Annotated in this window: 25 protein-coding genes; 11 read left to right on the top strand and 14 right to left on the bottom strand. The window is 56.0% G+C overall.

The genetic code is table 11. The features are described 5' to 3' along the window. Positions 1 to 2 precede the first annotated feature (2 nt). Positions 3 to 677: a GntR family transcriptional regulator gene (locus J7380_RS12970; protein WP_209196206.1), complete on the bottom strand. Its 675-nt coding sequence runs from the start codon at positions 675 to 677 to the stop codon at positions 3 to 5. On the opposite strand from J7380_RS12970, the gene psrA reads away from it, so the two are divergent. The 6 genes from psrA to J7380_RS13000 all read left to right on the top strand — a co-directional run bounded on the left by psrA (position 676) and on the right by J7380_RS13000 (position 7,462). Then, on the top strand, positions 676 to 2,007 hold the full coding sequence (psrA, locus tag J7380_RS12975) for an iron-containing alcohol dehydrogenase PsrA (protein ID WP_209196207.1): 1,332 nt from the start codon (positions 676 to 678) through the stop codon (positions 2,005 to 2,007). The two genes, J7380_RS12970 and psrA, sit on opposite strands and share 2 nt — an antisense overlap. A 74-nt stretch (positions 2,008 to 2,081) precedes the next feature. After that, entirely contained in the window at positions 2,082 to 3,326 is a 1,245-nt protein-coding gene (phnA, locus tag J7380_RS12980; protein ID WP_209196208.1) for a phosphonoacetate hydrolase, read from the top strand. 13 nt (positions 3,327 to 3,339) lie between these two features. Beyond that, a complete protein-coding gene (gene phnY, locus J7380_RS12985) occupies positions 3,340 to 4,788 on the top strand; it encodes a phosphonoacetaldehyde dehydrogenase (protein ID WP_209196209.1) in 1,449 nt (482 codons plus the stop codon). A 12-nt stretch (positions 4,789 to 4,800) separates the two neighbouring features. Further along, positions 4,801 to 5,739, top strand: a complete 939-nt coding sequence (locus J7380_RS12990; protein ID WP_348539100.1) for a LysR substrate-binding domain-containing protein — start codon at positions 4,801 to 4,803, stop codon at positions 5,737 to 5,739. 105 nt (positions 5,740 to 5,844) lie between these two features. Continuing rightward, positions 5,845 to 6,549: an NAD(P)H-dependent oxidoreductase gene (locus J7380_RS12995; RefSeq protein ID WP_209196210.1), complete on the top strand. Its 705-nt coding sequence runs from the start codon at positions 5,845 to 5,847 to the stop codon at positions 6,547 to 6,549. 262 nt (positions 6,550 to 6,811) lie between these two features. Further along, positions 6,812 to 7,462: a GNAT family N-acetyltransferase gene (locus J7380_RS13000; protein WP_209196211.1), complete on the top strand. Its 651-nt coding sequence runs from the start codon at positions 6,812 to 6,814 to the stop codon at positions 7,460 to 7,462. A gap of 7 nt (positions 7,463 to 7,469) precedes the next feature. On the opposite strand, the gene J7380_RS13005 is transcribed toward J7380_RS13000, so the two are convergent. Beyond that, complete coding sequence (locus J7380_RS13005) at positions 7,470 to 8,477, bottom strand: AraC family transcriptional regulator (protein ID WP_209196212.1); 1,008 nt, start codon at positions 8,475 to 8,477, stop codon at positions 7,470 to 7,472. Positions 8,478 to 8,710: 233 nt separating this feature from the next. Between J7380_RS13005 and J7380_RS13010 the strand changes: the two genes are divergently transcribed. Both J7380_RS13010 and J7380_RS13015 read left to right on the top strand, forming a co-directional pair. After that, positions 8,711 to 8,947 (top strand): DUF6489 family protein, encoded by a 237-nt coding sequence (locus J7380_RS13010; RefSeq protein ID WP_209196213.1) that lies wholly within the window; start codon positions 8,711 to 8,713, stop codon positions 8,945 to 8,947. A gap of 198 nt (positions 8,948 to 9,145) precedes the next feature. Beyond that, positions 9,146 to 9,586, top strand: coding sequence for a phasin family protein (locus J7380_RS13015; protein WP_170356509.1), 441 nt, complete (start codon positions 9,146 to 9,148; stop codon positions 9,584 to 9,586). 57 nt (positions 9,587 to 9,643) lie between these two features. Here J7380_RS13015 and J7380_RS13020 read toward each other — a convergent pair whose 3' ends face one another. From J7380_RS13020 to J7380_RS13075, 12 genes are all read right to left on the bottom strand, one after another. Then, positions 9,644 to 10,867 (bottom strand): DUF445 domain-containing protein, encoded by a 1,224-nt coding sequence (locus J7380_RS13020; RefSeq protein WP_209196214.1) that lies wholly within the window; start codon positions 10,865 to 10,867, stop codon positions 9,644 to 9,646. A gap of 12 nt (positions 10,868 to 10,879) precedes the next feature. Continuing rightward, positions 10,880 to 11,713 carry an alpha/beta fold hydrolase gene (locus J7380_RS13025; protein ID WP_209196215.1) on the bottom strand — a complete coding sequence of 278 codons (834 nt, stop codon included), beginning with the start codon at positions 11,711 to 11,713 and terminating at the stop codon, positions 10,880 to 10,882. Continuing rightward, complete coding sequence (locus J7380_RS13030; RefSeq protein ID WP_209196216.1) at positions 11,710 to 13,347, bottom strand: alpha/beta fold hydrolase; 1,638 nt, start codon at positions 13,345 to 13,347, stop codon at positions 11,710 to 11,712. Before J7380_RS13030 ends, J7380_RS13025 begins: the two co-directional genes overlap by 4 nt. Before the next feature lie 27 nt (positions 13,348 to 13,374). Next, on the bottom strand, positions 13,375 to 13,854 hold the full coding sequence (locus J7380_RS13035) for a MaoC family dehydratase (protein WP_209196217.1): 480 nt from the start codon (positions 13,852 to 13,854) through the stop codon (positions 13,375 to 13,377). 3 nt (positions 13,855 to 13,857) lie between these two features. Next, positions 13,858 to 15,489, bottom strand: coding sequence for an AMP-binding protein (locus J7380_RS13040; RefSeq protein WP_348539101.1), 1,632 nt, complete (start codon positions 15,487 to 15,489; stop codon positions 13,858 to 13,860). 309 nt (positions 15,490 to 15,798) lie between these two features. Further along, positions 15,799 to 16,641, bottom strand: coding sequence for a fumarylacetoacetate hydrolase family protein (locus tag J7380_RS13045; protein ID WP_209196218.1), 843 nt, complete (start codon positions 16,639 to 16,641; stop codon positions 15,799 to 15,801). Between the two features lie 105 nt (positions 16,642 to 16,746). Further along, positions 16,747 to 18,249 carry an aldehyde dehydrogenase (NADP(+)) gene (locus J7380_RS13050; RefSeq protein ID WP_209196219.1) on the bottom strand — a complete coding sequence of 501 codons (1,503 nt, stop codon included), beginning with the start codon at positions 18,247 to 18,249 and terminating at the stop codon, positions 16,747 to 16,749. Positions 18,250 to 18,262: 13 nt separating this feature from the next. Beyond that, positions 18,263 to 19,375, bottom strand: a complete 1,113-nt coding sequence (locus J7380_RS13055; RefSeq protein WP_209196220.1) for a fumarylacetoacetate hydrolase family protein — start codon at positions 19,373 to 19,375, stop codon at positions 18,263 to 18,265. A 1-nt stretch (position 19,376) separates the two neighbouring features. After that, the gene (locus J7380_RS13060; RefSeq protein ID WP_209196221.1) at positions 19,377 to 20,207 is read right to left on the bottom strand and encodes an amidohydrolase family protein; all 831 of its coding nucleotides are present in this window, start codon (positions 20,205 to 20,207) and stop codon (positions 19,377 to 19,379) included. Next, positions 20,204 to 20,632 carry an RbsD/FucU domain-containing protein gene (locus J7380_RS13065; protein ID WP_209196222.1) on the bottom strand — a complete coding sequence of 143 codons (429 nt, stop codon included), beginning with the start codon at positions 20,630 to 20,632 and terminating at the stop codon, positions 20,204 to 20,206. The genes J7380_RS13060 and J7380_RS13065 overlap by 4 nt, the downstream gene beginning before the upstream one ends. Then, positions 20,622 to 21,674: an aldo/keto reductase gene (locus J7380_RS13070; RefSeq protein ID WP_209196223.1), complete on the bottom strand. Its 1,053-nt coding sequence runs from the start codon at positions 21,672 to 21,674 to the stop codon at positions 20,622 to 20,624. Before J7380_RS13070 ends, J7380_RS13065 begins: the two co-directional genes overlap by 11 nt. Beyond that, positions 21,671 to 22,408 (bottom strand): GntR family transcriptional regulator, encoded by a 738-nt coding sequence (locus tag J7380_RS13075; protein ID WP_247742552.1) that lies wholly within the window; start codon positions 22,406 to 22,408, stop codon positions 21,671 to 21,673. Before J7380_RS13075 ends, J7380_RS13070 begins: the two co-directional genes overlap by 4 nt. Positions 22,409 to 22,492: 84 nt before the next feature. Between J7380_RS13075 and J7380_RS13080 the strand changes: the two genes are divergently transcribed. From J7380_RS13080 to J7380_RS13090, 3 genes are read left to right on the top strand one after another with little or no spacing between them, the layout of a single operon-like run. Beyond that, complete coding sequence (locus J7380_RS13080) at positions 22,493 to 24,046, top strand: altronate dehydratase family protein (protein WP_209196224.1); 1,554 nt, start codon at positions 22,493 to 22,495, stop codon at positions 24,044 to 24,046. Between the two features lie 39 nt (positions 24,047 to 24,085). Further along, positions 24,086 to 25,612: a sugar ABC transporter ATP-binding protein gene (locus J7380_RS13085; protein WP_209196225.1), complete on the top strand. Its 1,527-nt coding sequence runs from the start codon at positions 24,086 to 24,088 to the stop codon at positions 25,610 to 25,612. Beyond that, positions 25,609 to 26,616 carry an ABC transporter permease gene (locus tag J7380_RS13090; protein WP_209196226.1) on the top strand — a complete coding sequence of 336 codons (1,008 nt, stop codon included), beginning with the start codon at positions 25,609 to 25,611 and terminating at the stop codon, positions 26,614 to 26,616. Before J7380_RS13085 ends, J7380_RS13090 begins: the two co-directional genes overlap by 4 nt. Positions 26,617 to 26,644 lie beyond the last annotated feature (28 nt).

The raw sequence follows: 26,644 nt of genomic DNA on the forward strand, positions 1-26,644 counted from the left end.
TTTTAGTCACCGTTGCGCGTGGCAGTCACCATCTCCAGCAACTGATCCTTGGTGCGTGCTATGTGGCGGGTCAACAGAGCGCAGGCGCTCTCGACCTGTCCGGCTCGGGCCAGCGATAGCAGCTCGCGGTGGTCTTTCTTAGCAGGCTCTCGCTGTTTCATTACACTCAGGTGCATTCGGACATAGCGGTCCGATTGCAAGTTGACGCGTTGCAGGATTTCATTGCTCAACCCGCGATCAGCGGCAGCATATAGCGCCATGTGGTAAGCATTGTTCAACCCGCCCCAACGGCCCACGTCGTTGGCATCGTAAGACTTCTCCATCTCATCCAGAATGCGCTCACACTCGGAAAAATGGGTTAGGGTCATCCGCGGTATTGCGTGCCGGAACAGATCGACTTCAAGCAAAACGCGCAGATCGAAAATCTCGGCGATCTCGGACAGGGAATGTGTAGTCACCGACGCGCCACGGTTGTTCGTCAATTGAACAAGACCTTCGGCGTCCAGCCGTTTGAGTGCCTCGCGGATTGGCATGCGGGAAACGTCGTAATCCTCGGCCAGCGCTTCTTGCCGAATAACCTCACCCTCGACCATCTCCCCGCTTAGTATCCGCTCGCGCAGGTCGTTTGTTATGACATCGGGCAGGCTTTGCCGTGGGATCGCGCGTGTTCCGCTCATGTGTTGTGTCTCGAGTGGTGGAGTATGTATCCAAAATACAAAGTCACTTGCGTATTTCCAAGGCTCTCAATCAGTAACGTCAAAATTTTTCAATTCTATTGCAACAACCAATACTTATCATCCAAACAATCTATTGGACCGATGGAGCAAAGTGATCCAGATTGCCGCCGAACAAAGTAGGCCAATTTCCTATGAGGGTCCAATGTGGCGCTATTCCAATCCGGTTGAAATCATGTTTGGTGCCGGTTCTGTTGCGGAACTGCCAAAACTGATTGACGGCCGAAATTATGCTTTGGTCACTTATCCGAGCGATCCCTTCCAGCGCCTGGCGCAGCGGGTCGAAGAAGCGGCTGGACCAGCTGCGGTAATAATAAACGACATCGCACCCAACCCGGATTACCAGCTGCTTAGGCAGCAGTGCGCACAGTTAGCTGGAATAGGGCACCAAATCGAGGTGATTGTAGCCTTGGGAGGCGGGTCTGTAATCGACTCGGCCAAGGTTTTTGCGGCCGCAGATGGCAGTTTTGACAATGTAGTAACGTATTTAGAAACCGGCGGCGGCGCGGCAAACTTGGGAACCATTCCCATTATTGCGGTTCCGACGACTGCTGGCACCGGTAGTGAGGTTACATGTTGGGCCACTGTTTGGGACGAGCAGCGCAGCCAAAAATACTCGCTTTCGCGACAAAATCTCTACCCAGAAGCTGCGGTGATTGATCCCGAACTTATGGTCAACAAACCCCATGAACTGACCCTGTCAACTGGGTTGGACACACTTTCCCATGCTTTGGAAAGCATATGGAACATCAATGCAAACCCTATTTCGGCCCGACATGCCGTCCATGCAGCTGGCACCATTCTGGACACTTTGCCCGATCTGTTAAACGATCTAGGCAACCTTACTCTGCGCACGCAGATCGCAGATGCAGCACTCAGCGCCGGGCTGGCCTTTTCCAACACAAAGACTGCCATCGCCCATAACCTGTCTTATCCAATAACCCTCGGCTGGGGTATACAGCACGGAATTGCCTGTTCGTTCACGCTGCCAGTGATCTTAAGTTCGGTCGACGGCATTGGCGGCTTTAGACAGGCTGCCCTGAACGATATTTTCGGTTCGGATCTGAGTTCCGCTTCGATTGAACTGACGACCTTCCTGAACCGGCTAGGTGTTTCCACCCGGTTTGCAGACTACGGCATATCAGACGCTCAACGAATGGATATTGTCGATGAAGCCTTTGCCGGTGAACGCGGCCGTAATTTCGCGGGCACAAAAGAGGCATTCCTGAAATCGCTGGACGCGCAGGATGGCAAAAAATCCAAGGTCGCCTGAACCATCTTTCAAAACAGACCCCGTGTGTCAGCTACTTTTTGATCTGACTATCGCTCATACGCAAGGACCGCCCTATGACAGCTCAAACCCCGATCACCGCAAATGAACGAGTTTATCCGACTCCCAAAGTTCCCGCGATTGCGATTTGTCTCGATGGCTGCGAGCCAGAGTATCTGGATGTAGCCATCGCCAAAGGGCTGATGCCCACGCTCAAGCGAATACGTGAGACCGGCACGGACCGACTGGCGCACTCGGTCATTCCATCCTTTACCAACCCCAACAACCTGTCAATCGCGACCGGACGTCCGCCAAGCATTCATGGAATCTGTGGAAATTACTTAATCGACCCCGACAGCGGTGAAGAAGTGATGATGAATGACGTTCGTTTTCTGCGCGCGCCTACTATCTTTTCAAAGTTCTACGAGGCTGGATACCGGGTCGCCATGGTGACTGCTAAGGACAAGCTGCGCGCTTTGCTTGGTGCCGGATTGAAGTTTGACGAAGAGCGCGCTGTCGCGTTCTCGTCCGAACGCTCGGGCGAGACGACAAAGGCCGAACACGGTATCGACAACGCAAGCCAATGGCTGGGAATGCCTGTGCCCGAAGTGTACTCGGCGGACTTGTCGGAATTCGTTTTCGCTGCGGGTGTGAAGCTGTTGGAGGAGTTCAAGCCTGATATCATGTACCTTTCGACCACAGACTACATTCAGCACAAATTCGCGCCTGACCAGCAGGGTGCACTGGATTTCTACGCGATGTTCGACCGGTATCTGGCGCAGCTGGACGCTATGGGTGCAGCTATCGTCATCACTGCAGATCATGGCATGAAGCCCAAACACCATACGGACGGAACACCTAACGTAGTCTATGTTCAGGACCTAATGGACGACTGGATGGGGAAGGATGCAGCCCGTGTTATCCTGCCGATCACTGACCCTTATGTGGTTCACCATGGCGCGCTTGGCAGCTTTGCCACCGCTTATCTTCCTGAAGGTGCGAACCGTTCCGATATCGTGGCCAAGCTGAAAGCGACCGATGGTATCACCCATGTCCTGACCAAGGAAGAAGCCATCGCGGAATACGAACTTCCCGGTGATCGGATTGGGGATATTGTCATGGTCTCGGGTGAGAATATCTGCATCGGCACCTCCGAGGATCGTCACGATCTGGCCGCCTTGAAGGAACCGTTGCGCAGCCATGGCGGCCTGACCGAGCAAGAAGTTCCCTTTATCGTCAACCGCGTCCTGGATTTACCCTCGCAACCAGAACTGAGGAACTTTGACGCGTTTTTCTATGCTACTACCGCCGCAGCGCAATAAAATGGACGGGATCATGAACGCTTCAGATATTCGCCACGAAGGAATGCGCATCGGAGGAGAGGTTGTCTTTACCGATGCCACTGTACCGGTCCACTACCCCTATACGAATGAGGTCGTGGGCACCGTCCCGGCAGGGACAGCGGAACACGCGCGCAAGGCATTTGAGATTGCCGCAAACTACACGCCGAAACTGACCCGATACGAACGCAGCCAGATCCTGCAGCGCGCGGGCGAGTTGATCGGTGAAAAGCGGGACTACCTGGCCAAATGGCTGACGTTGGAACTGGGCATTTGCCAGCAGCATTCGATTTACGAAACGAAACGCGCGCAAGACGTCTATCAGTTTGCCGCTGCCGAGGCGTTGAAAGACGATGGGGAGATCTTCTCGTGCGATCTGACCCATAACGGGAAAGAGCGTAAGATTTTCACCAAACGTGAACCCGTCAAGGCAATCAGCGCCATCACACCGTTCAACCATCCGCTAAACATGGTCAGCCACAAGATCGCTCCGTCAATTGCGACCAATAACTGTATGGTTTGCAAACCCACCGAGCTGACGCCGCTGACCTGTTTGGCGCTGGCCGATATTCTGTATGAGGCCGGTCTGCCGCCCGAGATGTTCCAGGTTGTAACCGGTTGGCCGCAGGACATTGGTGACGAGATGATCACCAACGAAAACATCGACATCATCACCTTCACCGGAGGTGTTCCGGTAGGCAAGTTGATCGCGTCGAAAGCCGGATACAAACGCCAGGCGCTGGAGTTGGGCGGAAATGACCCGTTGATCGTTTTGAACGATCTCAGCGATGCTGATCTGGACAAGGCCGCCACCATCGCGGTCGCAGGTGCGACCGGCAATTCGGGCCAGCGGTGCACTGCGATCAAACGCATTTTGGTACAAGAAAGCGTGGCCGACAAATTCGTTCCTCTGGTGTTGGCGAAAGCGAAGGCGATCAGGTTCGGTGACCCTCAGGACCCGGAAACTCAACTGGGCTGTGTGATCCATGACAAAGCCGCCGCGCTGTTTGAAAAACGCGTCCACATGGCCGAGGCCGAAGGTGCGGAAATCCTGTACCACCCCGGTCGTCAGGGGGCCTTGCTGCCTCCGATTGTGGTCGACAAGGTTCCCCATGACAGCGAGTTGGTGATGGAAGAAACTTTTGGGCCTATCGTACCTATCGTGCGCGTGCCCGATGACGATGCGAAGGTTATGGAGATCTCGAACGGTACCGAGTTCGGCCTGTCCTCGGGTGTGTGCACCAACGATTTGAACCGGGCAATCGGCTTTATCAACGGGTTGGATGTCGGCACTTGCAACATCTGGGAACAACCCGGCTACAGGATCGAGATGTCGCCCTTTGGGGGGATCAAGGACAGCGGCAACGGCGTGAAAGAAGGCGTAATCGAAGCGATGAAGTTCTTTACCAACGTCAAAACTTATTCGCTGCCCTGGCCCGGCTAGTGGCGCAGGTGGGTGTTTCGTACTATCCCTGACGCCATGTCATTTGATTTGAAAAACCTAAACCTGTTTGTCCGAGTGGCCACCCTGGGTGCCATTGGACGGGCAGGGGCGGAGTTCGGGTTCTCGGCCACCAACACCTCACAACGTCTGCAGGCGCTTGAGACCGAACTGGATGTCAAACTGCTGAACCGCACCACGCGGGCTGTGTCCCTGACTCCGGACGGAGAGCTGTTTCTGGAGCATGCCAAGCGCATCCTCGAAGACGTTGAAGATGCGCGTACCATGCTGTCTGGAAACTCTGGAACAGTGTCAGGCAAACTGCGGGTAACAGCCTCCGCCTCATTCGGGCGGTCGCATATAGTGCCACATGTACCCGAATTCCTTAGGCTCTACCCGCATGTAGAACTTGATCTGAACCTCACCGATACGGTGCTCGACATTGTGGAACTGGGGTACGATCTGGCATTTCGTCTAGGCGATCTTGGCCCATCCAGCCTGTTGGCCCAGAAACTGGACGATGATCCGCGTCTGCTGGTCGCGGCACCTTCCTATCTGGAACGGGCAGGGGCACCTGAAACTGCGGCCGATCTGGCCAATCACGCTTGCCTGACAATGCACCCGCGCGAGGTCTGGCACCTGATTGATCAATCGGACACCATGCATGATGTGCGCGTGTCTGGCCCCGCGACCGTCAGCCTTGGTGATGCAGCGATGGACTGGACGCTGGCCGGGTTGGGGATCAACAAAGCCTGCCTATGGCAGACCGGAAATCATATTCGATCCGGGCGTTTGGTTCGGGTTCTGCCACATCTGCGCGCGTGGCCGGATTCGAAAATCTGGGCCGTACGCCCACCGGGCCGATTGATGCATGCCCGAGTCCGCGCGTTTTTGGATTTCATGCGTGTTCGGATCATCGCCGCCAACAAGGTGCTCTACGCCGATCTGATCTGAAGCTATTCTTCCGGTATACGGGATTATCATTTCCGAATTCTGCAGATAGCGGCGGACAATGGAACGGCATAGATGCGGCTCATCACCAATTCGGAGCCTCATTCCATGAAAGACCTCATCGAAACCAGCGATGTTCAGACTCAGATCATCGACGCCTTCAATTTCCGTCACGCAACTAAAGTGTTCGATCCTGAACGGAAAATCACTGAGAGCGAATTCAACACAATTCTGGAAGCGGCACGCCTGTCGCCGACCTCGTTCGGGACCGAACCGTTCCAGTTGCTGGTTGTTCAATCCCCCGAGAAACGAGAGCTGTTTCGCGACTTCACCTGGGGCGCGAACGGGGCCACGAACGGCACTGCCGGACAGCTTGGAACCGCTAGCCATTACGTGATTATCCTGTCCCATACCGGCGCAACCATGAAAGCAGGGTCGGATTATTTGGCCCGGCACAACCGCGAGGTCAAACAGTTCCCCGAAGAAGTCATCGAGATGCTCGGCGGGGCTTACGCCAAGTTTCAAGCGCATGATTTCAAACTGGAAAGCGACGCGGATATCGAAAAATGGGCTGCGCGTCAGGCCTACATCGTTCTCGGCAACATGATGACAGCCGGTGCGCTGATGGGAATTGATTCGTGCCCTATCGAAGGGTTCGAGTTGGACAAAACCGAAGCTGTTTTGCGTGAACATTTCGGGATTGATACCAACCTATACAAACCCGCCGTCATGGTGGCGTTCGGCTATCGTGCGGATGGTCCGATGTTCCCCAAAACGCGCCGCGAGATGGCCGATATCGTCACATGGGCGTGACTTATATGCCCGGCAGGACGTGCCGGGCACCCCACCTGCTACCTCACAAACACACAGCACGAGGCGCATGGTGCGTAGCTGGCTCATGTATCAAACGCGCAAAATCGGACAATCTACTGACAGTTCAGGACAGGACGCATCTGGAACGCTAGGTCAGTTCGAAAAAGTTTGCCAAATGCGTCATAAGACTAAATTACAGAGCGTGATTTGAAAGATCCGCGAAGACAAGAAAAACGGGGAACCAAACGAAAGCGGCGGTGCAATGGGTTCAACTTCCCTACATCTGGACAATGACCGAGGCTTCAAGGCAAGGTTGGACAACGGTGTCAGCATCTACGTGCGCCCAATGGGCGTTTCCGACAAACATCTGATCGCGCAAGCCATCCATGATCTGTCCGACCAATCCCGATACATGCGCTTCTTTTCTGCGTTTCACGACGCCCCAGAACCAGTTTTGGACCTTCTGGCCAACGTGGATGGCGACAAGCACGTAGCTTGGGGTGCCGTAGACTCTGAACAGAAAGGGCGGCCCATCGCTGCCGTGCATGCAATCCGGGGTAGCCGGCAAGACAAGGATGTCGAAATCGCTTGCACGGTTTTGGACGACTATCACGGTCACGGCATATCCCACCTTTTACTGGCGGCCACCGTGTTCGACTGTCTGGCTTTAGGGGTCGAGCTCGCTCATGCTGAAGTTCTGTTTGGAAACTACAAGGCCAAGGGTTTGTTCGAAGGGTTAAATGCCGACCTCGTGGAAAGCGACGAAACACTGTTGTATCGTATGGAATTGCCTTCACTCTTACGGACGATTGAACGGAAGGGTCATCCAAGTTCTTTGAAGCAATTTATGCACGCGCTGCGAACTTCTGCGGATCCCAGCCCCACAATAGGCGTTCCGTGGCCAAACCCATGAAGCATATTTATTGTGAGGTTCTATAATATTTGGGCGTGCGTCCGGTCCATCGCCGGAACGCGCGGACGAAACTAGCTGTTTCCGAGAACCCCAGAACGTGCGCGATCTGCTCGGTGCTCAGTGTCGCTTCGCGCAAATACTTTAGCGCAAGCTCCATTCGAACAGCGTCCACAATTGCACTAAAGGTCGTTTGCTCTCGTTTCAGGTGCCGCCTGAGGGTACGACTGGTCAAACCAAGGCTCTGAGCGACGGTATCCATACTTGACGAAAGTGCAACATTTTGAATCAAGCTCCGACGGACCTGACCACTGACACCGTCTTTTTGGGTGATCTCGGACAGTTCGTTTTCGCAAATTCGAACGAGCTGATTGAAAGTCAACTGGTTTCCCAGTTCGACTTTATGATCCAACCATTCCACTCCGACATGGAACCGGTTCCGTCCGGCGTCCAGAATAATCTCGTCTGCTGCGTCATCCGGCAAGGTGTATACGCTGTCATCGGAATATCTGACTTCGATACGGCGTGAGGTAAAACCAGCGCCCATGACATCCCTGTGCAGCGAGTTGTAGATGCCCAACTGTAGATTGACGAGGAACTCGTAAAACTCTTTCCCGGCGTAAGAGGCCGGGACAGGCTCAAAACCCCACCCTTCAGCACCCTCGTCCTGCACAAACGCCATCGATGCGGTAGGAGCAGCCAAAAAGTGGTACTTTTGCGCAAACTCCGCGGTCTCGCGATAATCCACGCTGCAGAGAACCGCGTATCCGTAAAGCCCGTAAGACGAAACGTGCAGGTTTTGGCCGATCTCATATGGTATGTGAGGGTGCCATTTCCGGTCCGAAATATTCCTGAACGCCTTCAACAGCTGATCATTGGAAATCCGAAGATCAACGTCGTACAATTGGGACGCTTCAATCCCCGTATCGTCGAACATATGGCCCGTTTCTAAGCCACGCCGCCGCAATACGTCGAGTGCTGCGTTTATCTTGGCGACGTTGTGAACCCGTTCCAGCAAGGTTCCTCCCAAACCTCCTTCAACCAGAAATCTGACTGGTTGGCCTTTCTAGTCATCCATTATGTCCTGATCGGTAATAAACATGCAAGACATCGACAGGTTAGCATCGCTTAGGTCTGAATCTGCCGTATGAATCAAATCACAGGGTTCATAGTCACAGATTTCATGACGCGACAAATTAGGTGGTGCATTCGGCATCGTCAAAAGGACAGCAAAACAGGAGGAGACCTGATATGAAGATTACCATTGACCTCGATATGACACCGGCGGAGCTACGAGATGCCCTGGGTCTTCCGGATGTTAAGTCCGTACAGGACCGTTGGGTCGCCAGACTGGAAGAGTCGCTAAACGAAGAAATCGCCAAAATGTCGCCCGAGGCGCTTGCTGAAAAATGGGCCGGGGCACTGATTCCAAACACTGATCTGCTAAACGTTTTCATGAAGATGATGCCTGGGGTCGACACCAAGTGACTGCGGTCGTAGCTCATGGCAGGTTGTGACCCAACGTAACAATCATCCAGCGAACGCATGAACACGTAAGCTACTGGTTTTGATATGATTTAACGTCGACCTCCACCTATGCTGCAGTGCAGAATATTTATTGCACTGCAGCGAAGTCTCAATATATGATCACAGTATCAACGAAATCAGACCCGGAAGGAGGCCAACATGGCTACTGCAAAAACCGCTGCCAAGGCACCCGCAGCTGAAGAAAACAACGTCACCTCGATGGTGAATTCGATCACGTCCTCATACAAGGATGTTGCCAGCAACTTCAAAGGTTACAGCGAAAACCTGACCCAGTATGGTTCGGTTGCAAACGAAACTGTTCGCAAGACCTTTGACGGTGTCGTCGCATTTGACCGCGCGCTGATCAACTTCCTGCGCGCCAACCTGGACAACACTGTCGAGCATGGCCGCAACATCGCGAAAGCACCGAACATCGCCAACGTCGCTTCGCTGCAGCAAGCCTTTGTGACCAAGCAGATCGAAGCCGTCAGCGGCCAGATCAAAGAGCTGAGCGACATCGCAGAAGAGCAGTCCAAAGCAGCTCTGGCACCTCTGTTCAGCGCAGTTGAAGACGCTGTCGCAAAAGCCGACAAGAAATAAGATCAACACGGTTTACGTGTTGATACCCCGGCGCCGCCTCGCGCCGGGGTTTTTTTGTTATCCGATCAGGTGTTCAACTGTAAAAAGAATGCCGCCGATCCCGAAACCCAGTAAAGCGCCGTTGATACGGATGAATTGCAGGTCTTTCCCAGCCTCGGTTTCGAACCGCTCGACCAGCAAATCTGGGTCCCAACCAGAAATTGTCTGAGCGACAAACTCACCAATATAAGGTCGGGCTTCTGGTATCATGCGCGCGGCAAAGTCGGCAATGGATGCGTCGAGCTTTTGCTGCAACGCCTCATCATGGACCAAACGTTCTGCCATCTGTCGTATGTATGTCTGGATGGCGCTGACAGCTTCGTCGCTTTCCAGATAATCCGCCATTTTGCCTTTCATACTTGTAATCAGCGCCCGCAAGTTATGCTCGAAACTTACCGTACCCGAATAGTCAGCGGCAGCGTTTTCAATAACGTGTTGAAGGTGATCCGTTTTGGTAAAATCGCCAAGCACCTGAACGGCAGCGTCTTCGAAATCATTACGCAGCTTGCTATCAGGCTTTGCCAGGTCTTCAAGGACCGACAGCAATCCATTCACAATCAACTCCGAGGCATTGCGATCCAGCCTCGATGCGATCCACCACCGGCTGTTGTCACGTACAAGCCGTTCGACTGCCCCACGATTCTGATCAACCGTTTCGTGCAGAAACTCAACAATCTCCGTCAGGGTCTCGCCCTTTAGACCCCGTTGCAACAATTTCGACAGTTCTTTTGCGACTTTGGGGTTCCCGGCAGCCTCTCCTGTCAGCTTTCGAACCAGCTTACTGAGCATTCGCATCAATTTGTTAGGCATATCGGCCCGCAAGACCTGCACGACACCCTGCAAAAGTCTTTCTATAAAGTATCCTGATTGGCCTTCACGCAGCAACCAGACCGCAAGTTTCGCGGATATAGCGCTGCCCTTCAGCTTTTCCAGGATCAAGTCGGTCTGCAGGAAATTCTCTTCGATGAACCGCCCGACATTGACGGCCACTCGCGACTGGTTTCGCGGCAACAGGGCGGTATGCGGAATCGGCAAACCCAGCGGATGCCGAAACAACGCAACAACTGCAAACCAGTCTGCCAATCCCCCAACAATTCCAGCACCGGCGGCAGCGCGCAAAAGTTTAACAGGCCAGCCAGGATCCGTTGGTACAAATGTCACCAGATAGATCGCAACAAGAACAACAAGCGTTCCCGTTGCGAATTTTCGCATAGCCGGCAGGTCCAATTCTCGTTGTCCCATGCCAGGCTATCCTTAATGTGGTTCGAAGATAAAACGCTCGACCCGTTGGGCAGTTTCGACCGGCATGGTCACCATAAACAAGTGACCGCAGGGCATGACTTCCAACTTGCCACGATCCAGACGGCTGGCCAGGATACGGCCATTGGCGACAGGGACAATTGGATCGTCTTCGCCCATCAGAACCAGGGCCGGCATTTTCAACTTGGGCAAGTAGTGCCAACTGGTCCAACCGACAATCGCAGACAGCTGATACATGTATCCAACAGGTGTTCCGTGATCCAGAGCCTCGGAAAACTCGCGCATCAACTCTTCCTGCACGGCAACAGTACCGCCATACAAAGTCAAAGCGTTCTGAATCATAAAGGTTGGGTCACTGTGGCGCTTGGGCGTGACCATCTTCAACAACGTCTTCGGAGATCCCGGGATCATGATTGCGCCCGCAGCCGTGGCAGCAAGCGTAAGAGACAGAACACGGTTGCCATACATGTGCGCGAATTGCTGTGCCGCGCCGCCACCCCATGACACGCCAAAGACATGGACGTCGTCAATATCAAGCTGATTAAGAAGCGACGCAGCCATATCCGCGACATGTGACAATCGATACGGCAGTGTCGGTGTCGGCGTTCCTCCGACGCCGGGCGCATCAAAAATGATGACCCGGACATTTTCGAAGCTGGTGATAAAACGTTCGGCGCTTTCGATGTTGGCGCCAATACCGTTAAACAGTAAAAGCGTTTGCCCGGCGGACTCGGGATGGTAGTCCGCATAGCGAACAGGCCGACCCCATACATCCGCTGTGCGGATGACCATCTTTGCTTTTTCTGTCTGCTGGGATTCTATATTCATGCCTTACCCGCTTCAAGATGGACATAGGTACCGGGTGAGGCGCAAATGGCCGGATAATCTTTGTTCCCAGTCGATTTGGGCGCTGCTTTTTCCTTGGCAGACCGCTCGGTCATCCATTCAACCCAGTGCAGCCACCAGGTGCCGTCAACCTCGGTGCTGTTTTCAAGGTACATTTCGGTCGATTCCGGCGGATTGACCATGCGGCGGAACTTGGCCTTGCGGTTGGAAGGTGGGTTCACGATGGCCTGAATATGACCGCTGGAACTGAGAACAAACTCTGACGTCCCGCCCAGCATGTGCACCGTGCGATAGCAACCATCCCACGGCGTGATGTGGTCTGTGGTTCCACCCAGAACGTAGGAATCGCAGGTGACTTTGGACAAATCCGCTGCTTCGCCCAAAACCTCGGCCGTTCCGGATTTCAAGCCGTTGGCCTGCAACAGGTCCATATAGTCGCTATGCAAACCAGCGGACATATTGGTGGTGTCGTCATTCCAGAACAGGATGTCAAAAGCTGGCGGGTTCTGACCCATCAGATAGTTGTTGATCCAATATGCCCAAATCAGGTCGTTGGGACGCAACCAAGCAAAGACCTTGGCCAGATCATTCCCATCAATCACACCTTTGGCGCGCGATATTGTCTTTGCCAGCTCAAGAATCTCCATGTTGGCAAACAGGCCCATTGATGTGTTGGCCGCGCCGTCCGTATCCAAAATGGTCACAAGGAAGGTTGCGCTGGCTGCTCGGTCAATCCCTTTAGCCGCCCAATAGCTCAGGAGCATCGACATCGTGATCCCACCCGAACACGCACCCGCGATATGAACTTTTGGCGAATTGGTTATCTTTGTCACGATCTCTGAGGCATCGTCCAGCGACCGCACGTAGTCATCCAGACCGTAGTCAGCGTCTTCCGAGCCAGGATTGCGCCACGACACGATGAAAACGGTGAACCCTTGCTGCACCAAAAACTCGACCAGACTGCGTTCCGGTGAGAGATCCCACACATAAAACTTGTTGATCTGAGGCGGCACGATAAGGATCGGAGTACCTTTAACCTTGTCGGTCTGAGGCGAATATTGAATCAGTTCGCGCAGTTCATCACGGTGAACAACGTCGCCTTTACTGATACCGAGGTTCTTGCCCACTTCGAATTTGGACCGGTCTACAGAAGACGGCATGCCGCCATTGTTGACAACATCGTCCAACAAGTTCCGCATCCCGGCAACGATGTTTTCACCGCCCGTCTCAAGCGTCTTCTTCATAGCCGACGGGTTGCCCATCAGTACGTTGGTCGGAGACCACGTATCCAGAAACGTCCCCGTCAACAGCTTCATGCGCTCGGCGTCGCGATAATCCAGATCCAGCTCGTCAATCCAGTTCATCGTGTTGCTGCACCAAGCCAAGTAGCTCTGTTTTAGCGAACGGTAAGCCGGATTGCTTTCCCAAACCGGATCCGCAAAACGTTTGTCGGCAGGAGCGTCCTGAGTAGGGCCAAGGCCACTGAAAATGCCAAACATCTGGTTCCCAGTGTTCATACCCATGCGCATGAACTCCATGGGTTGCTTTGCCATAGCGCTGTAGAAATTTGAGATCGCTCCGGCAAACCCGTCGTCTTTGAAGTCTTTGTCAGACATTTCAATGTCCTCCCGTATTCTACGAAATTAGGTAAAGGCCATCGCCAGAGTTTCGGCGATAAGGGCCGGATCTTCCTGCCCAGCGACCCGAGCCGTAACGGTGGATCTGATAAGAATACGACCGCCGCTCTTGATTTCGACTCCGGTCAGAATTGCCGAAACCTCGACCGCTGCCCCGCTGGGAACAGGCGCCAGGAACCGAACCTTGTCCAAACCGTAGTTCATGACGCCTTTGCAGCCGTCAGGAACAATCCCAAGGCCCATCTGCGCCGCAGCCAACAGTGACAACGTCAAATAGCCATGGGCAATCGGGCCGCCAAACGGGCTGTGCTTTTCAGCCTTCTCGACATCAACATGAATCCACTGCTGATCACCTGTAACATCGGCAAAGCCCTGGATGCGGTCCTGGTCCACCGTAACAGGAGCGCTGGGGCCGAAGGTTCGGCCCACATGCTGTTCAATATTCTCGACTGTGTAGTCGATGGGAAACGTCTTTTCGTCGCTCATGACTTACAAACCCCGCAGGTCTTTTCTGAGAATTTTACCCACCGTCGATTTGGGCAGCTCATCCAAAAACTTGATCTGTTTAGGAACTTTATATCCGGCCAATCCTTTGCGGCAATGTTCGATGACTTGCTCAGACGTAAGGTCAGACCCTTCCGTGACGCTAAGGAACAACCGGATTGCCTCGCCCGTCTTTTCGTCTGGAACGCCGACTGCCGCCACTTCCGCCACTTCGTCAAGCATGGCCACATGAGCTTCGATTTCGTTCGGATAGACGTTAAAGCCAGAAACCAGAACCATGTCCTTCTTGCGGTCAACGATTTTGATCAGGCCCTTCTCGTCCCGCACCCCGATGTCGCCGGTGCGGAAGTAACCGTCTTCGGTAAAGTTCGATGCGGTTTCTTCCGGGCGGTTCCAATAACCCTGCATCACCTGAGGGCCTTTGGCGCAGATCTCGCCGGCTTCGCCAACACCGACCCGGTTGTCTTCATCATCCAGAAGAATGATGTCAGTCGACGGCAGAGGATATCCCACTGCGGCCGAGAACTCATCTTGCCCCATTGGGTTCAGGGTCAAGACCGGAGAGGTCTCGGACATGCCATAACCCTCCAGAACATGGTGCCCGGTGATCTCTTTCCAGCGGTTCGAGACGGCCTCTTGCACAGGGGCACCGCCGCCGATCATTGCGCGATAATTCGAAAAATCGACATCCTTCAAGCCCGGATGTGCACATAGCCCGGCAATAAGCGTATTCACGGCAGTTGAGACAGTGAAACCACTGTCTCGGTAAGCCGAGATCAGCTGTTCCGGGTCACGCGGGTTTGCCACAAGATAGTTGGTCGACCCGATCGAACTGTAGGTAATCATATTCACCATCAGGGCAAAGATATGATACAGTGGCAACGGGGTAACGATGACCTCTTGGCCGTGCCGCATGGCTTCAGGCAAAGCGGCTTTCGTCTGCTCAGTATTCGCGACAAGATTCCGGTGTGACAGAACGGCGGCTTTGGACAGGCCCGTAGTACCACCGGTGTATTGCAGGAACAGTAGGTCATCGCCAGTGATAACAGGCGGATTGAATTCCAGATCCTCACCTTCTTCTACCAGCTTGGCAAAGCTCAGCGTTTCGCTCAGGCGCGTGTCCGCAGCCGGACTTGGGATCGGCGTCGCTGTCATGTCGCCCAGATCAACCGTAATCACAGTCTTGATCGGAGTGTTATCGACAATCTCTGCCAGTGTCGGAGTCGAACCACCGAAGATCACGATGATCTCGGCGCCTGCGTCGTTCAACTGATGCTCTAATTCGTGCGGTGTGTACATCGGGTTGACGTTCACCTGAACGCCTCCGGCGCGAATGATACCCAGCATGGCAATCGGGAAGGCCAGGATATTCGGGACCATAAGCGCGATGCGGTCACCCTTTTTGACGCCCAGTTTCGATTGCAGATACGCAGCAAAATCGCGCGATAGCCGATCTGCATCCGTATAGGTCAGGCTACCGCCCAGACCGACATAGGCCGTCTTTTCCGAATAGGTCAGAAAGGCCTGCTCGAACATATCGACCACTGAGCTATAGCTATCGGGGTTAATTTCCACTCCCATGTCGGGCCAAATGACTTCAGATGTGATTTCGGTCACAGATTGTTCCTCCAAAAAAACTGCGCAAAACGCTCAATCCGGCGACAGGTCGCGATACGCAAAACCGTGACCCGCCGATCATGAATTCTGTCTGCAGGCGATCCGCGTATCGTTCAATGTCAGAAGAGGACGAAAAATCGACATGGCAGGACACTTCAGGTTCGTTTCGTAGGGTCACTAAGAACCGTAGGTCGGTTTGGTACCAATGGCGCAAGAGCAACTGCACTTCTTTCCGAGGGCTCCAACAAACAAAAACCCGGCTGGCAAATACCAACCGGGGTCGCGATTCAATAGCTTTTGGGACCAGCTCTAGCCTTGAATGACATCCTGCCGCTGCACGCCCAGTCCCTCGATCCCCAGCTCCATCTTGTCGCCGGGTTTCAGATAGGTCTGCGGGTTTTGCCCCATGCCCACACCCGGAGGCGTCCCGGTCGAGATCACATTCCCTGGCTGCAGCGACATGAATTGCGACAGGTGCGAGATCACAGTGGCGACGCCAAAATGCATCGTCTTGGTCGAGCCGTCCTGATAGCGGTGCCCGTTGACCTCAAGATACATTGGCAGGTTTTGCGGGTCCGTGACCTCGTCGCGGGTCACCAGCCAGGGGCCGATAGGGCCAAACGTGTCGGCTGACTTGCCCTTGACCCATTGCCCCGAGCGGTGCAGCTGAAAGTCACGCTCGGACAGATCGTTGACCACGCAATAGCCCGCCACATGGTCCAGCGCGTCTTCTTCCGAGACGTATTTGGCCTCTTTTCCGATCACCACGCCCAGCTCGACCTCCCAGTCGGTCTTGACCGAGTTGCGGGGGATTTCGACCGTGTCATTGGGGCCGATAATGGCGGATGTGGCCTTGAAGAAAATCACCGGCTCGGCAGGTAGGTCCATACCAGATTCCGCGGCGTGATCGGCATAGTTGAGGCCAATGCAAATGAACTTGCCAACCTGGCCCACACAGGCACCGATGCGCGGGTCGCCCTCGACCAGCGGCAGGGTTGCAGGGTCGATCGCGCGCAAACGTGCGAGGCTGTCATCACTCAACGCGGCGCCTGCGATATCACCGACTTCGCCCGACAAATCACGGATCGCGCCGTTTCCGTCCAAAAGCCCCGGCTTTTCCTGACCCGTGGGTCCGTAGCGCAGCAGTTTCATTCCACCATCCTTTTAAACTGTGATTACCCGCCCCCGATGACCGCGGCACCCGAAAGAAGGGTTGCCACATACATCATTAATGGGGGCGGGTGCACTTTAGTTTGGTTACATCTGCTCGGGCAAAAGCGCGACAGGAATATCCTGATAGCAGACCGGACGCAGGAAGCGACGGATCGACAGCGTGCCCACAGAAGTTGCACCAAAATTGGTCGACGCAGGGTAGGGGCCACCATGCACCATGGTATCACACACCTCGACCCCGGTAGGGAAGCTGTTGGCCAGCAGACGCCCTGCTTTACGCTCTAGCAACGGCAGCAGCGCCTGCGCGTCGGCCGTATCACCCGCGTCCAAATGCAGGGTACATGTCAACTGACCTTCGATGGCGCGCGCCACTTGCAGCATCTGGTCGGCATCGCGAACACGTACAACTATACCCAGAGGGCCAAAGACCTCTTCCTGCAGCTTGTGGTCGGCCAGCCAATCGTCGCCCGAGACGGTAAACAGATAGGGTGCCGCGTCGCGGGTTTCGCAACTGGTGCCAATGATCTGAGTCACGCCAGTGCCGGACGCAACGCGCGAGACGCCATCGCGATACGCGGCGGCAATCCCGTCGGTCAGCATGGTCTGGTTGGCAACAGCGGACAGGCCGGTTTCGGCCGCCGACTGGAACGCATCCGCGTCCGGCCCGTCGATCACAACGGCAATACCCGGATTGGTGCAGAACTGCCCCGCACCCATGGTCAGTGAACCCGACCAACCCGTCCCGATCTCGGCCCCGCGCGCAGCGGCGGCCTGAGGCAGGATGAACATCGGATTGACCGAGCCTAGCTCGCCAAAGAAGGGGATCGGCTCATCGCGTTGCGCGCACAGGTCGAACAGGGCACGACCACCGCCGAGGCTGCCGGTAAAGCCCACGGCCCGGATTAGAGGGTGCTGCACCAGACGAGTGCCCACATCGCGCTTACCGCCTTGAACCAGCGAGAACACACCCGGATGCACACCGGTCGCCTTGATCGCGGCATCAATGGCCTGCGCCACGATCTCACCCGTGCCGGGGTGCGCCGAATGGCCCTTGACCACCACCGGACAACCTGCGGCCAGCGCGGCGGCGGTATCCCCACCCGCGACCGAGAACGCCAGCGGGAAATTCGATGCGCCGAACACGGCGACGGGGCCCAACGGGCGTTGGATCATCTTCAGATCGGGGCGGGGCAGGGGCGCGCGGTCCGGCATAGCCGGGTCGTGGCGCAGATCCAGATAGTCGCCCTTTTCGATATGGCCTGCGAACAGGCGCAGCTGGCCGACGGTGCGGCCACGCTCGCCCTGCAGACGCGCCTCGGGCAGGCCGGTTTCTTGCGTTCCGATTTCGGTGATGGCATCGCCACGAGCGTCGATCTCATCAGCGATTTTGCGCAGCAGCGCCGCGCGATCCGCACGTGAAGACCAACCAAAGCTGGCAAATGCCTCTTCAGCGGCTTCGACGGCTGCATCAACCAACGCAGGCGTGCCCACGCAAAAGTCGTGGCTGGGCCCGTGCGCCGGTTCCGAGGTAAAAGAAGCGTCGGTCGCGACCCATTCGCCCGCGATCAGGTGTTTTCCGGTCAACATGTTCAAATTTTCCTTAAATCAGCCCGCGTTGGGCCAGGTTTCGCATCAGATGAGACGCCCCGAACGTCCATTCCGGGCATTCCGTCGAAAGGCGCACCGTATTGGTCAGAGCGCCCAGTTTGTCGTTCGCAATCGTGACAGTGTCACCGATCTTGTGAGTGAACCCACCACCCGGAGTGTCGCGATCCTGTGTCGGAGCGAAAAGCGTTCCGAGGAACAGCATGAACCCGTCCGGATATTGGTGATGACGCCCGACGGTTTGCTTCACCAGATCCGCGGGGTCGCGGCTGATTTGGGACATCGACGAATTTCCGTTCAGCACAAACCCATCCGGGCCGGTAACAGTCAGGGTCAATTCGGCAATGCGCACGTCGTCCAGATCAAAGTTGTCGTCGAACAGGCGGATCATGGGTCCGATGGCGCAAGAGGCGTTGTTGTCCTTGGCTTTGCTCAGCAGCAAGGCCGAGCGCCCCTCAACGTCGCGCAGGTTTACATCATTGCCCAGCGTCGCCCCCTTGATTTCACCCTTGGACGTCACAGCCAGTACGACTTCGGGCTCGGGGTTGTTCCACGTCGAAATTGGGTGGAGCCCAACATCCGCACCGAATCCAACCGAGGACAGTACCTGCGCCTTGGAAAACACTTCGGCGTCTGGCCCGATGCCAACTTCCAGATATTGGCTCCACAGACCTTCCGAGATAAGCGCCGCCTTTACCTGTGCCGCATCTTCCGAACCGGGCACGATGTTAGACAGGCTGTCACCAATACGGGCGCCAATGCGCTTGCGGATGGCTTCGGCCTTGGCCGGGTCGCCGGCTGCCTGCTCTTCGATGACACGTTCAACCATAGAGCCGGCGAACGTGACACCACAGGCTTTCACCGCCTGCAGATCACAAGGCGCCAGCCATTGATGTTCCCCATCTAGCGGCCCGAGCGTCTCGCCCGAAGCCGAGCGCACATACCCTGCGGCATCGTCCATTTCGAGGATATCGCGCACGGTCGGTGCAGTCTTCGAGGTGATGTCGATAACCTGACCATCGCGCAGGGTTACGACAGCAGGGCCAACACCGGGGCGTTCAACACGCCCGAGCCACAGCCCGTCTGATTCCAGTTTAGGAGAAGTCATTTCAGTCCCTGAGGTTATAGGCACGGGCGGCGTTACCGCCCAGAACCGCATTGCGTTCGTTTTCCGAGAGATCGCTCAGAAGTGTGTCGGTGGTGTCCAACCAGCGCTGATATGTGCTGGCCAAGGTACAAACTGGCCAGTCGCTGCCCCAGATCAGGCGTTCAGGGCCGAACGTGTCCAAGAGGTGCTGAACGTATGGGCGCAAGTCGTCAGTGCTCCAATCCGCAGCGGCTTCGGTCACAAGGCCGGACAATTTGCAATAGGCCGAGGTGTCCTGCGCCAAGGCCGCCATATCCTGAGCCCACCCATCAATCACACCATCGCGTATCAAAGGCTTGGAGCCATGGTCGATGACCACGCGCATCTCAGGATGGCGCGCCAGCAACTGACGCAGAGGGGCCAGATGTTGCGGCAAAGTCAGAGCGTCAAATGTCAGGTCGTTCTGCTGAATGGCAAAAAACGCAGCAGACAATGCGTCGTCCAACATCCAAATGGGATCAGCTATGTCCTGAATCATCGGCCGCATACCGACAAGCGCCGGATGTGCGGACAACGCCTTGATCTGATCAGCCGCGTCCTCCGCTTCGAAGTCGACCCACCCGACTACCCCTTTGATAAAAGGCGTGTGGTCAGCCAGAGACAACATATATTCCGTCTCGGCCACAGTCGGCGCCGCCTGCACAAGAACGGTCCCTTCAATCCCGGCCGCTTCGATTAAAGGGGCCAGGTCTGACGGACCAAAGTCCCGATAAATGGCGGCCAGTTCCGAAGTGAGCCAACCATAATCGCCCCGAGCCAAAGCCCAGAAATGCTGGTGCGCGTCGATTTTCATCCAATCACACCCTTTTTCAGGATGATGTTGCCATACAACCTGCGCTCACCTGTCTGAACTACGGCAAAAGCTGTTGCGGCGCGATCGTAGAACGCGAAGCGTTCAAGACCCTGAACCACAGCCGGGTTGTCTGCCGTTTCATTGATGATCTGCTGAAAATCCGCGACTGCCTCTGGCACAGCATCGGGGTCTCCGACCACCTGCATCGTCAGTGCCGGGTCCGGCACAAAATTGTCCAGTGGCATCACCGACAAAACTGCGCGCAGGACCTCACTGGCCGACGATCCGTCGGCCCGAATGCAGAGCGGTCCTGTACTCGTTCCCGGAAAATTGGCGTCCGCGATCACGATTTCATCGCCATGGCCCATCGCACGCAAGGTGTGCAGTAATTCGGGTGACAGGATCGGGTCGATGTCACGCAGCATCGGCGGCCTCCGAAGGAAGCGGAGCATCAGGCCGGATCAGCCCTTCGCCGCGCAGGTCGGACCAGAGGCCGGCAGGAATCTCGCGATCCAGCAACGCGACATTGGCCTGCACCTCGGCGGCGTTTACCGCGCCCGGGATCACAGTTTTGACGGACGGATGTCCCAACACGAACTGTAGTGCCGCCGCGATCAGAGGTGTCTCGTGCGCCTGACAAACAGCTTCGATGTTGCGGACGCGCTGCAAAATCTCTTCTGGTGCATCATCGTAATTGTACTTTGCGCCCGGCACTGCACCGGTTGCCAGAATCCCCGAGTTGTAGGGACCGCCCAGGATAATTCCCACGTCACGCTTTTCACAAAGCGGCAAAAAGCTGTCCAGCGCCTCTTGTTCCAACAGGGTGTAGCGCCCCGCCAGAAGGAAGCCATCGAAATCGCCCAGACCAAGTAGTTTTTCGCAAACCTGCCATTCGTTCACGCCCGCTCCGATGGCTGCGATTTCACCGGCGTCACGCAGCTCTGCCAGCGCTTTGTAACCGCCGCCGTCAAACAGCTCGCGCACCTTGGCATCGGACATCTCCTGACTGCCCTGGCTGAAAACGCAGACGTCATGGATCAGCAGAATATCCGCATTGGCCACCCCGATCCGTTCGCGGCTGGCCTCGTAGGAACGCATCACTCCGTCATAGGTATAGTCAAACACGATCCGCTTTTGCGGCACGTCAACAAAAGCCTCGGGGGTCACTTCATGCGGTTCACAATCCAGCAGAAGCCGCCCGATCTTGGTCGACAGCTGGATATTTTCGCGCCCGAAGCGGGCGATTGCTTCGCCAAAGCGTTGCTCGGAGCGTCCAAGCCCGTATTGCGGTGCCGTATCAAAAAAGCGGATACCCGCATCATAGGCCGCCTGCAGGGCCGCCTGGGCGTCTTCGTCGGAAACCTTACGATAAAGGTTCCCCAATGGTGCGCCACCGAAACCCATACGGGTCAATGGTACAGGGCGCGCCGTGCGGTTGTTCAGTAATTCTGTAGTTGAAGCGGTCATCCTGCCTCTCGTTCGGTTTGGAGCGATAAGTTGAAAAGGTGGGGTTTTTCCTGACGCAAGACTTCGATCCGAGGCATCAGCTGGCCCATATGGCGGCGCATGGCCTGCTGCGCCATGTCTTCATCGCGCTCGAGTATTGCGTTGAATATCGACCGGTGTTCATCAAGCGTTTCGACGATCCGGCCTGGTGTCGGCAGCAGCAGCATACGCGCGCGGCTAACCTGAAGGGAAACGGTCTGCGCAACATCTGCCAAACGGTGGAAACCCGTGAAATCCATCAGCAGAGCATGAAATTCCTCATCCGCCTGATAAAAGCCCGAGATATCCTCATCCTCGACCAGAAGCTCTTGCAAACGCATGTTGCGGCTCAACCTGCGGCGCTGATCCTCGGTTAGGTCGCGGGCGACTTTGGCAATTGTCGCCAGTTCTAACGCTTCGCGCAGAAACATTCCTTCGCGTATCTCTGACATCGAGAAATAAGAAACTCGGGTTCCGGATTGCGGGACGACGTCCACCAACCCTTCTGCATCCAGTCGCGCGATGGCTTCGGCAACCGGTGCGCGGGACACGCCAAGCCGTTCGCATATCGGCGCTTTCCTGAGGTTCGCTCCGGGCGCAAAGTCCAGAGACAGGATTGCGCGCTTGATAGACAAATAAACTCGGTTGGCCAACGAGCCTTCGGTCGATGAAATGTCACGCAAAAGCGTCGCGTCGATATCTTGTGGCTTATTCATGAAAGTTGATCTAGCATACTAACATGTTAGTTGACAAGTGTGTGATCGCAGTTTAGCAATCACTGGCAAGCAAGCAGGAAAACGATGCAAGCAGATCAAGAAATAAAGGCTTTCACGCCCCCGACTCGCGATACGGTGAAGCTGAGCCCCGATGACAATGTCGTTATCGCACTGCGAGAATTGCAAGCAGGCGAGCAGCCCAGTGATGTGCCGGTTCCGCTGGTCTCTCAGATTTCGCGAGGCCATAAAATCGCGGTTGCGCCAATTTCCAAAGGGCAGAGCGTGATTCGCTATGGTCAGATCATTGGTCAGGCGAAATCGGATATTGCGCCCGGTGACCATATTCACGTCCACAACCTGGGCATGGGCGCGCATCAACAGGATTATGCCTACGCATCTGCAAACACCGCGTTACCCGCAATTGCGGAAGAGCGGACATTTATGGGCTACCACCGCGCCGATGGCAAAGTGGGAACACGGAATTACATCGGGATTCTGACTACGGTGAACTGCTCGGGCTCGGTTGCACGGTTCATCGCCGAGGCAGCCGAGAAATCCGGAATGCTTGACGAGTTTCCCAATGTAGACGGCGTGGTCCCGATTGTGCACGGCACAGGCTGCGGGATGTCTGGTAAGGATGAAGGATACGCGACCTTGTTCCGCACTCTTGCGGGCTATGCGCAGCATCCGAACTTCGCGGGTATTCTTCTGATCGGTTTGGGATGCGAAGTCATGCAGGTGGCAGATCTGGTGGGGGGTCGTCCGATCCGCCCCGATGGTGCTCTGCGCTATATGACTATTCAAAACGAAGGCGGCACGCGGCGCACGATTGACCGGGGCTTGGCCGAGATCAAGGGTATTGCCGAACTCGCCAATCAAGTGAAGCGCGAACCCGCGCCAATCAGCGAAATTACGGTAGGAATGCAATGCGGAGGCTCGGACGGGTATTCGGGCATTACTGCAAACCCTGCTCTGGGATATGCATCCGACCTGCTGGTGCGTCACGGCGGAACGACAATCCTGTCGGAAACGTCCGAAGTATACGGTGCCGAGCATCTTTTGACTCGCCGCGCCGAAACGCCCGAAGTTGGCGCTAAGCTGATCGAGCGCATCCAGTGGTGGGAAGACTATACGGAACGCAACGGCGGCGAGATGGACAACAACCCAAGCCCCGGTAACAAGCGTGGCGGGTTGACGACCATTCTGGAAAAATCGCTTGGCGCCGTTGCCAAGGGCGGCACAGCGCCGATGCGAGATGTCTACAAGTTCGGCGAGATTGTCGACAAAAAGGGCTTCGTCTTCATGGACAGCCCAGGTTTCGACCCGTGTTCGGTGACGGGGCAGGTGGCCTCAGGCGCAAACCTGATCGTGTTCACCACCGGGCGGGGTTCGGTCTCGGGCTATCAGCCGACGCCTTGCGTCAAGCTGGCAACGAACTCTGAGATGTACGCACGGATGGCCGACGATATGGACCTGAACTGCGGTGACATCGTCACCGATGGTGTCAGCATCGAGGCGAAGGGAGAGGAATTGTTCGAAATTCTGATCCGCGTTGCCTCAGGCGAGAAAACGAAAAGCGAAGAGCTTGGATTTGGGGGGGTCGAGTTCGTCCCCTGGCAGATCGGCGCGGTAATGTAATTACGCACCCTGGGGGATGAGGGTAGCATGGGAGGGAACATGACAAAACTGGTCGACATGACGGGGATCGAAAAGTATTTCCCCGGCGTGCACGCGCTGAAAACAGTGCAGTTCGATCTGTTTTCGGGCGAGGTTCACGCACTTATGGGCGAGAACGGTGCCGGGAAAAGCACGCTGATGAAGATCCTGTCGGGGATTTATCAGCGCGACGGTGGTGATCTGGCGATCGAAGGCAAGTCGGTCAGCCCGACCACGCCTGGCGAAGCGCAGGATCTGGGCATCGGTATCATCCATCAGGAACTGAGCCTGATGAATGATCTGACCGTAGCGCAGAACATCTTTATCGGTCGAGAGCCCCGCAAGAGCTTTGGTAGACTGGACGAGGCCGCGCTAAACGCACAGACGGCCGAGATTTTCGCATCGATGAACCTGTCGCTGGACCCCAAGACTTTGGTGGGCAGCCTGACCATTGCGAAGCAGCAGATGGTCGAGATTGCCAAGGCGCTGTCTTTCCGGTCCAAGGTTCTTATCATGGACGAACCCACAGCGGCCCTGAACGATGCCGAGATAGCCGAGCTGTTCGTAATCATTCGCCGCCTCAAGGCCGAGGGCGTGGGCATCGTCTATATCAGTCACAAAATGGACGAGCTTAAGCAGATCGCGGACCGCGTTACCGTGATGCGCGATGGCGAATATGTGGGCACCGTAGGCGCGGCTGAGACACCAATCAGCCAAATCATCGCCATGATGGTGGGGCGTGAGGTGAACGAGAAACCTCTGGACGTGCCCGATCTTGGCGACGCCGAAGTTTCGCTTGAGGTGTCCGGTTTAAATCGCGGCAAAGAGATCAAGGATGTCAGCTTCTCGGTCCAGAAGGGCGAGATTCTGGGGTTCGCGGGCCTGATGGGGGCCGGTCGGACCGAGGTAGCGCGCGCAATCTTCGGCGCGGATGTGAAGGACAGCGGAACGATCCGCGTTCATGGTCAAGAGGTTTCGATCAAGTCACCCAAGGATGCCGTGACGGCGGGCATCGGCTATCTGTCTGAGGACCGCAAACATTTCGGGCTGGCCACCGGCATGAACGTGCGCGACAATATCGCGCTGGCTTCGATGGATCTGTTTACCGGCACCGGAGGGGTGCTGAATGACGGTGAAATCAGCACCACGGCCAAGGGATATATCGCGCAGCTAGGCATTCGCACGCCCTCGGACGTGCAAGAGGTCCGACTGCTGTCAGGGGGCAATCAGCAAAAGGTTGTCATTGCAAAATGGCTGCTGCGCGATTGCGATATCCTGATCTTTGACGAACCCACGCGGGGCATCGACATCGGTGCGAAGTCCGAGATTTACAAACTGCTCGAAGAACTCGCCGAGCAGGGCAAAACCATCATCGTGATCTCGTCGGAACTGCCCGAGATCATGCGCCTGAGCCATCGCATCGCAGTGATGTGCGAAGGCCGACTGACCGGCATTCTGCCCGGCGGAAAAGACACCACTCAGGAAGACATCATGCATCTGGCCACCCAACGTGCGGCGGCGATGCAGGTAACGGGGGCACCACAATGACCACGGCAACAGACGTTGAAAAGAAGAAACCACTCGCGGGACTGTCCGACAGCGGCGCGTATCAAAAACTGCTGGCATTCGCCAGTTTGATCGCGCTGCTGATCGGCTTCTCAATCGCGTCGCCAAACTTCATGCAGACCTCGAACATGATCGCCATTTTGCAGGCAACCTCGGTCAACGGGGTGCTGGCAGTGGCGGCAACGCTGGTGATCATCACCGGCGGGATCGACTTGTCGGTCGGCACGCTAATGACCTTCTGCGCCGTGATCGCAGGCGTGGTGCTGACCTATCTGGGGATGCCCCTGCTGCTGGGCGTAGCGGCAGCCATCGCGGCGGGCGCATTCTGTGGGCTTTGCTCGGGCACTTTCGTTGCCAAGATGAAGATCCCGCCTTTCATCGCCACGCTTGGCATGATGCTGATCCTGAAAGGCCTGTCGCTGGTCATCTCGGGTACGCGGCCGATCTATTTCAACGACACGCCGGGCTTTGACCAGATCTCGCGCGGGTCGCTGATCGGAGAGATCTTCCCAGCGCTGCCCATCCCGAACGGCGTTCTGATCCTGTTCCTGGTGGCGATTGCAGCGTCGTACATCCTGAGCCGCACGGTTCTGGGCCGCTACACCTTTGCCTTGGGGTCGAACGAAGAGGCTGTTCGCTTGTCGGGTGTCAACACCGACATGTGGAAGATGCGCATCTACGCTCTGGCGGGCGCAATCTGCGGCATCGGCGGCATCCTGATCGCCTCGCGCTTGAACTCGGCGCAGCCTGCGCTGGGTCTGGGATACGAGCTTGAGGCGATCGCGGCTGTGGTGATCGGTGGCACGTCGCTGTCGGGTGGTCGCGGCACCATTCTGGGCACGCTGATCGGCGCACTTATCATGGCGGTCCTGACCAACGGTCTGCGCGTGCTGTCCGTAGCGCAGGAATGGCAAACCGTGGTCACCGGCGCAATCATCATTCTGGCGGTCTATGCCGACATGGCGCGGCGCAAAAAGTCCGGCTGAAGAAACCAAATAATAAACGACCAACTGT

The sequence above is a fragment of the Ruegeria sp. R8_1 genome (assembly GCF_017743815.1).
Lineage (GTDB): Bacteria > Pseudomonadota > Alphaproteobacteria > Rhodobacterales > Rhodobacteraceae > Ruegeria > Ruegeria lacuscaerulensis_A.

Bases quoted from the DNA above. Each gene is read 5' to 3' on its own strand.
- psrA (WP_209196207.1), top strand. From the start codon at position 676: ATGTGTTGTGTCTCGAGTGGTGGAGTATGTATCCAAAATACAAAGTCA.
- J7380_RS12970 (WP_209196206.1), bottom strand. From the start codon at position 677: ATGAGCGGAACACGCGCGATCCCACGGCAAAGCCTGCCCGATGTCATA.
- phnA (WP_209196208.1), top strand. From the start codon at position 2,082: ATGACAGCTCAAACCCCGATCACCGCAAATGAACGAGTTTATCCGACT.
- phnY (WP_209196209.1), top strand. From the start codon at position 3,340: ATGAACGCTTCAGATATTCGCCACGAAGGAATGCGCATCGGAGGAGAG.
- J7380_RS12995 (WP_209196210.1), top strand. From the start codon at position 5,845: ATGAAAGACCTCATCGAAACCAGCGATGTTCAGACTCAGATCATCGAC.
- J7380_RS13000 (WP_209196211.1), top strand. From the start codon at position 6,812: ATGGGTTCAACTTCCCTACATCTGGACAATGACCGAGGCTTCAAGGCA.
- J7380_RS13010 (WP_209196213.1), top strand. From the start codon at position 8,711: ATGAAGATTACCATTGACCTCGATATGACACCGGCGGAGCTACGAGAT.
- J7380_RS13015 (WP_170356509.1), top strand. From the start codon at position 9,146: ATGGCTACTGCAAAAACCGCTGCCAAGGCACCCGCAGCTGAAGAAAAC.
- J7380_RS13020 (WP_209196214.1), bottom strand. From the start codon at position 10,867: ATGGGACAACGAGAATTGGACCTGCCGGCTATGCGAAAATTCGCAACG.
- J7380_RS13025 (WP_209196215.1), bottom strand. From the start codon at position 11,713: ATGAATATAGAATCCCAGCAGACAGAAAAAGCAAAGATGGTCATCCGC.
- J7380_RS13030 (WP_209196216.1), bottom strand. From the start codon at position 13,347: ATGTCTGACAAAGACTTCAAAGACGACGGGTTTGCCGGAGCGATCTCA.
- J7380_RS13035 (WP_209196217.1), bottom strand. From the start codon at position 13,854: ATGAGCGACGAAAAGACGTTTCCCATCGACTACACAGTCGAGAATATT.
- J7380_RS13045 (WP_209196218.1), bottom strand. From the start codon at position 16,641: ATGAAACTGCTGCGCTACGGACCCACGGGTCAGGAAAAGCCGGGGCTT.
- J7380_RS13050 (WP_209196219.1), bottom strand. From the start codon at position 18,249: ATGTTGACCGGAAAACACCTGATCGCGGGCGAATGGGTCGCGACCGAC.
- J7380_RS13055 (WP_209196220.1), bottom strand. From the start codon at position 19,375: ATGACTTCTCCTAAACTGGAATCAGACGGGCTGTGGCTCGGGCGTGTT.
- J7380_RS13060 (WP_209196221.1), bottom strand. From the start codon at position 20,207: ATGAAAATCGACGCGCACCAGCATTTCTGGGCTTTGGCTCGGGGCGAT.
- J7380_RS13065 (WP_209196222.1), bottom strand. From the start codon at position 20,632: ATGCTGCGTGACATCGACCCGATCCTGTCACCCGAATTACTGCACACC.
- J7380_RS13070 (WP_209196223.1), bottom strand. From the start codon at position 21,674: ATGACCGCTTCAACTACAGAATTACTGAACAACCGCACGGCGCGCCCT.
- J7380_RS13075 (WP_247742552.1), bottom strand. From the start codon at position 22,408: ATGAATAAGCCACAAGATATCGACGCGACGCTTTTGCGTGACATTTCA.
- J7380_RS13080 (WP_209196224.1), top strand. From the start codon at position 22,493: ATGCAAGCAGATCAAGAAATAAAGGCTTTCACGCCCCCGACTCGCGAT.
- J7380_RS13085 (WP_209196225.1), top strand. From the start codon at position 24,086: ATGACAAAACTGGTCGACATGACGGGGATCGAAAAGTATTTCCCCGGC.
- J7380_RS13090 (WP_209196226.1), top strand. From the start codon at position 25,609: ATGACCACGGCAACAGACGTTGAAAAGAAGAAACCACTCGCGGGACTG.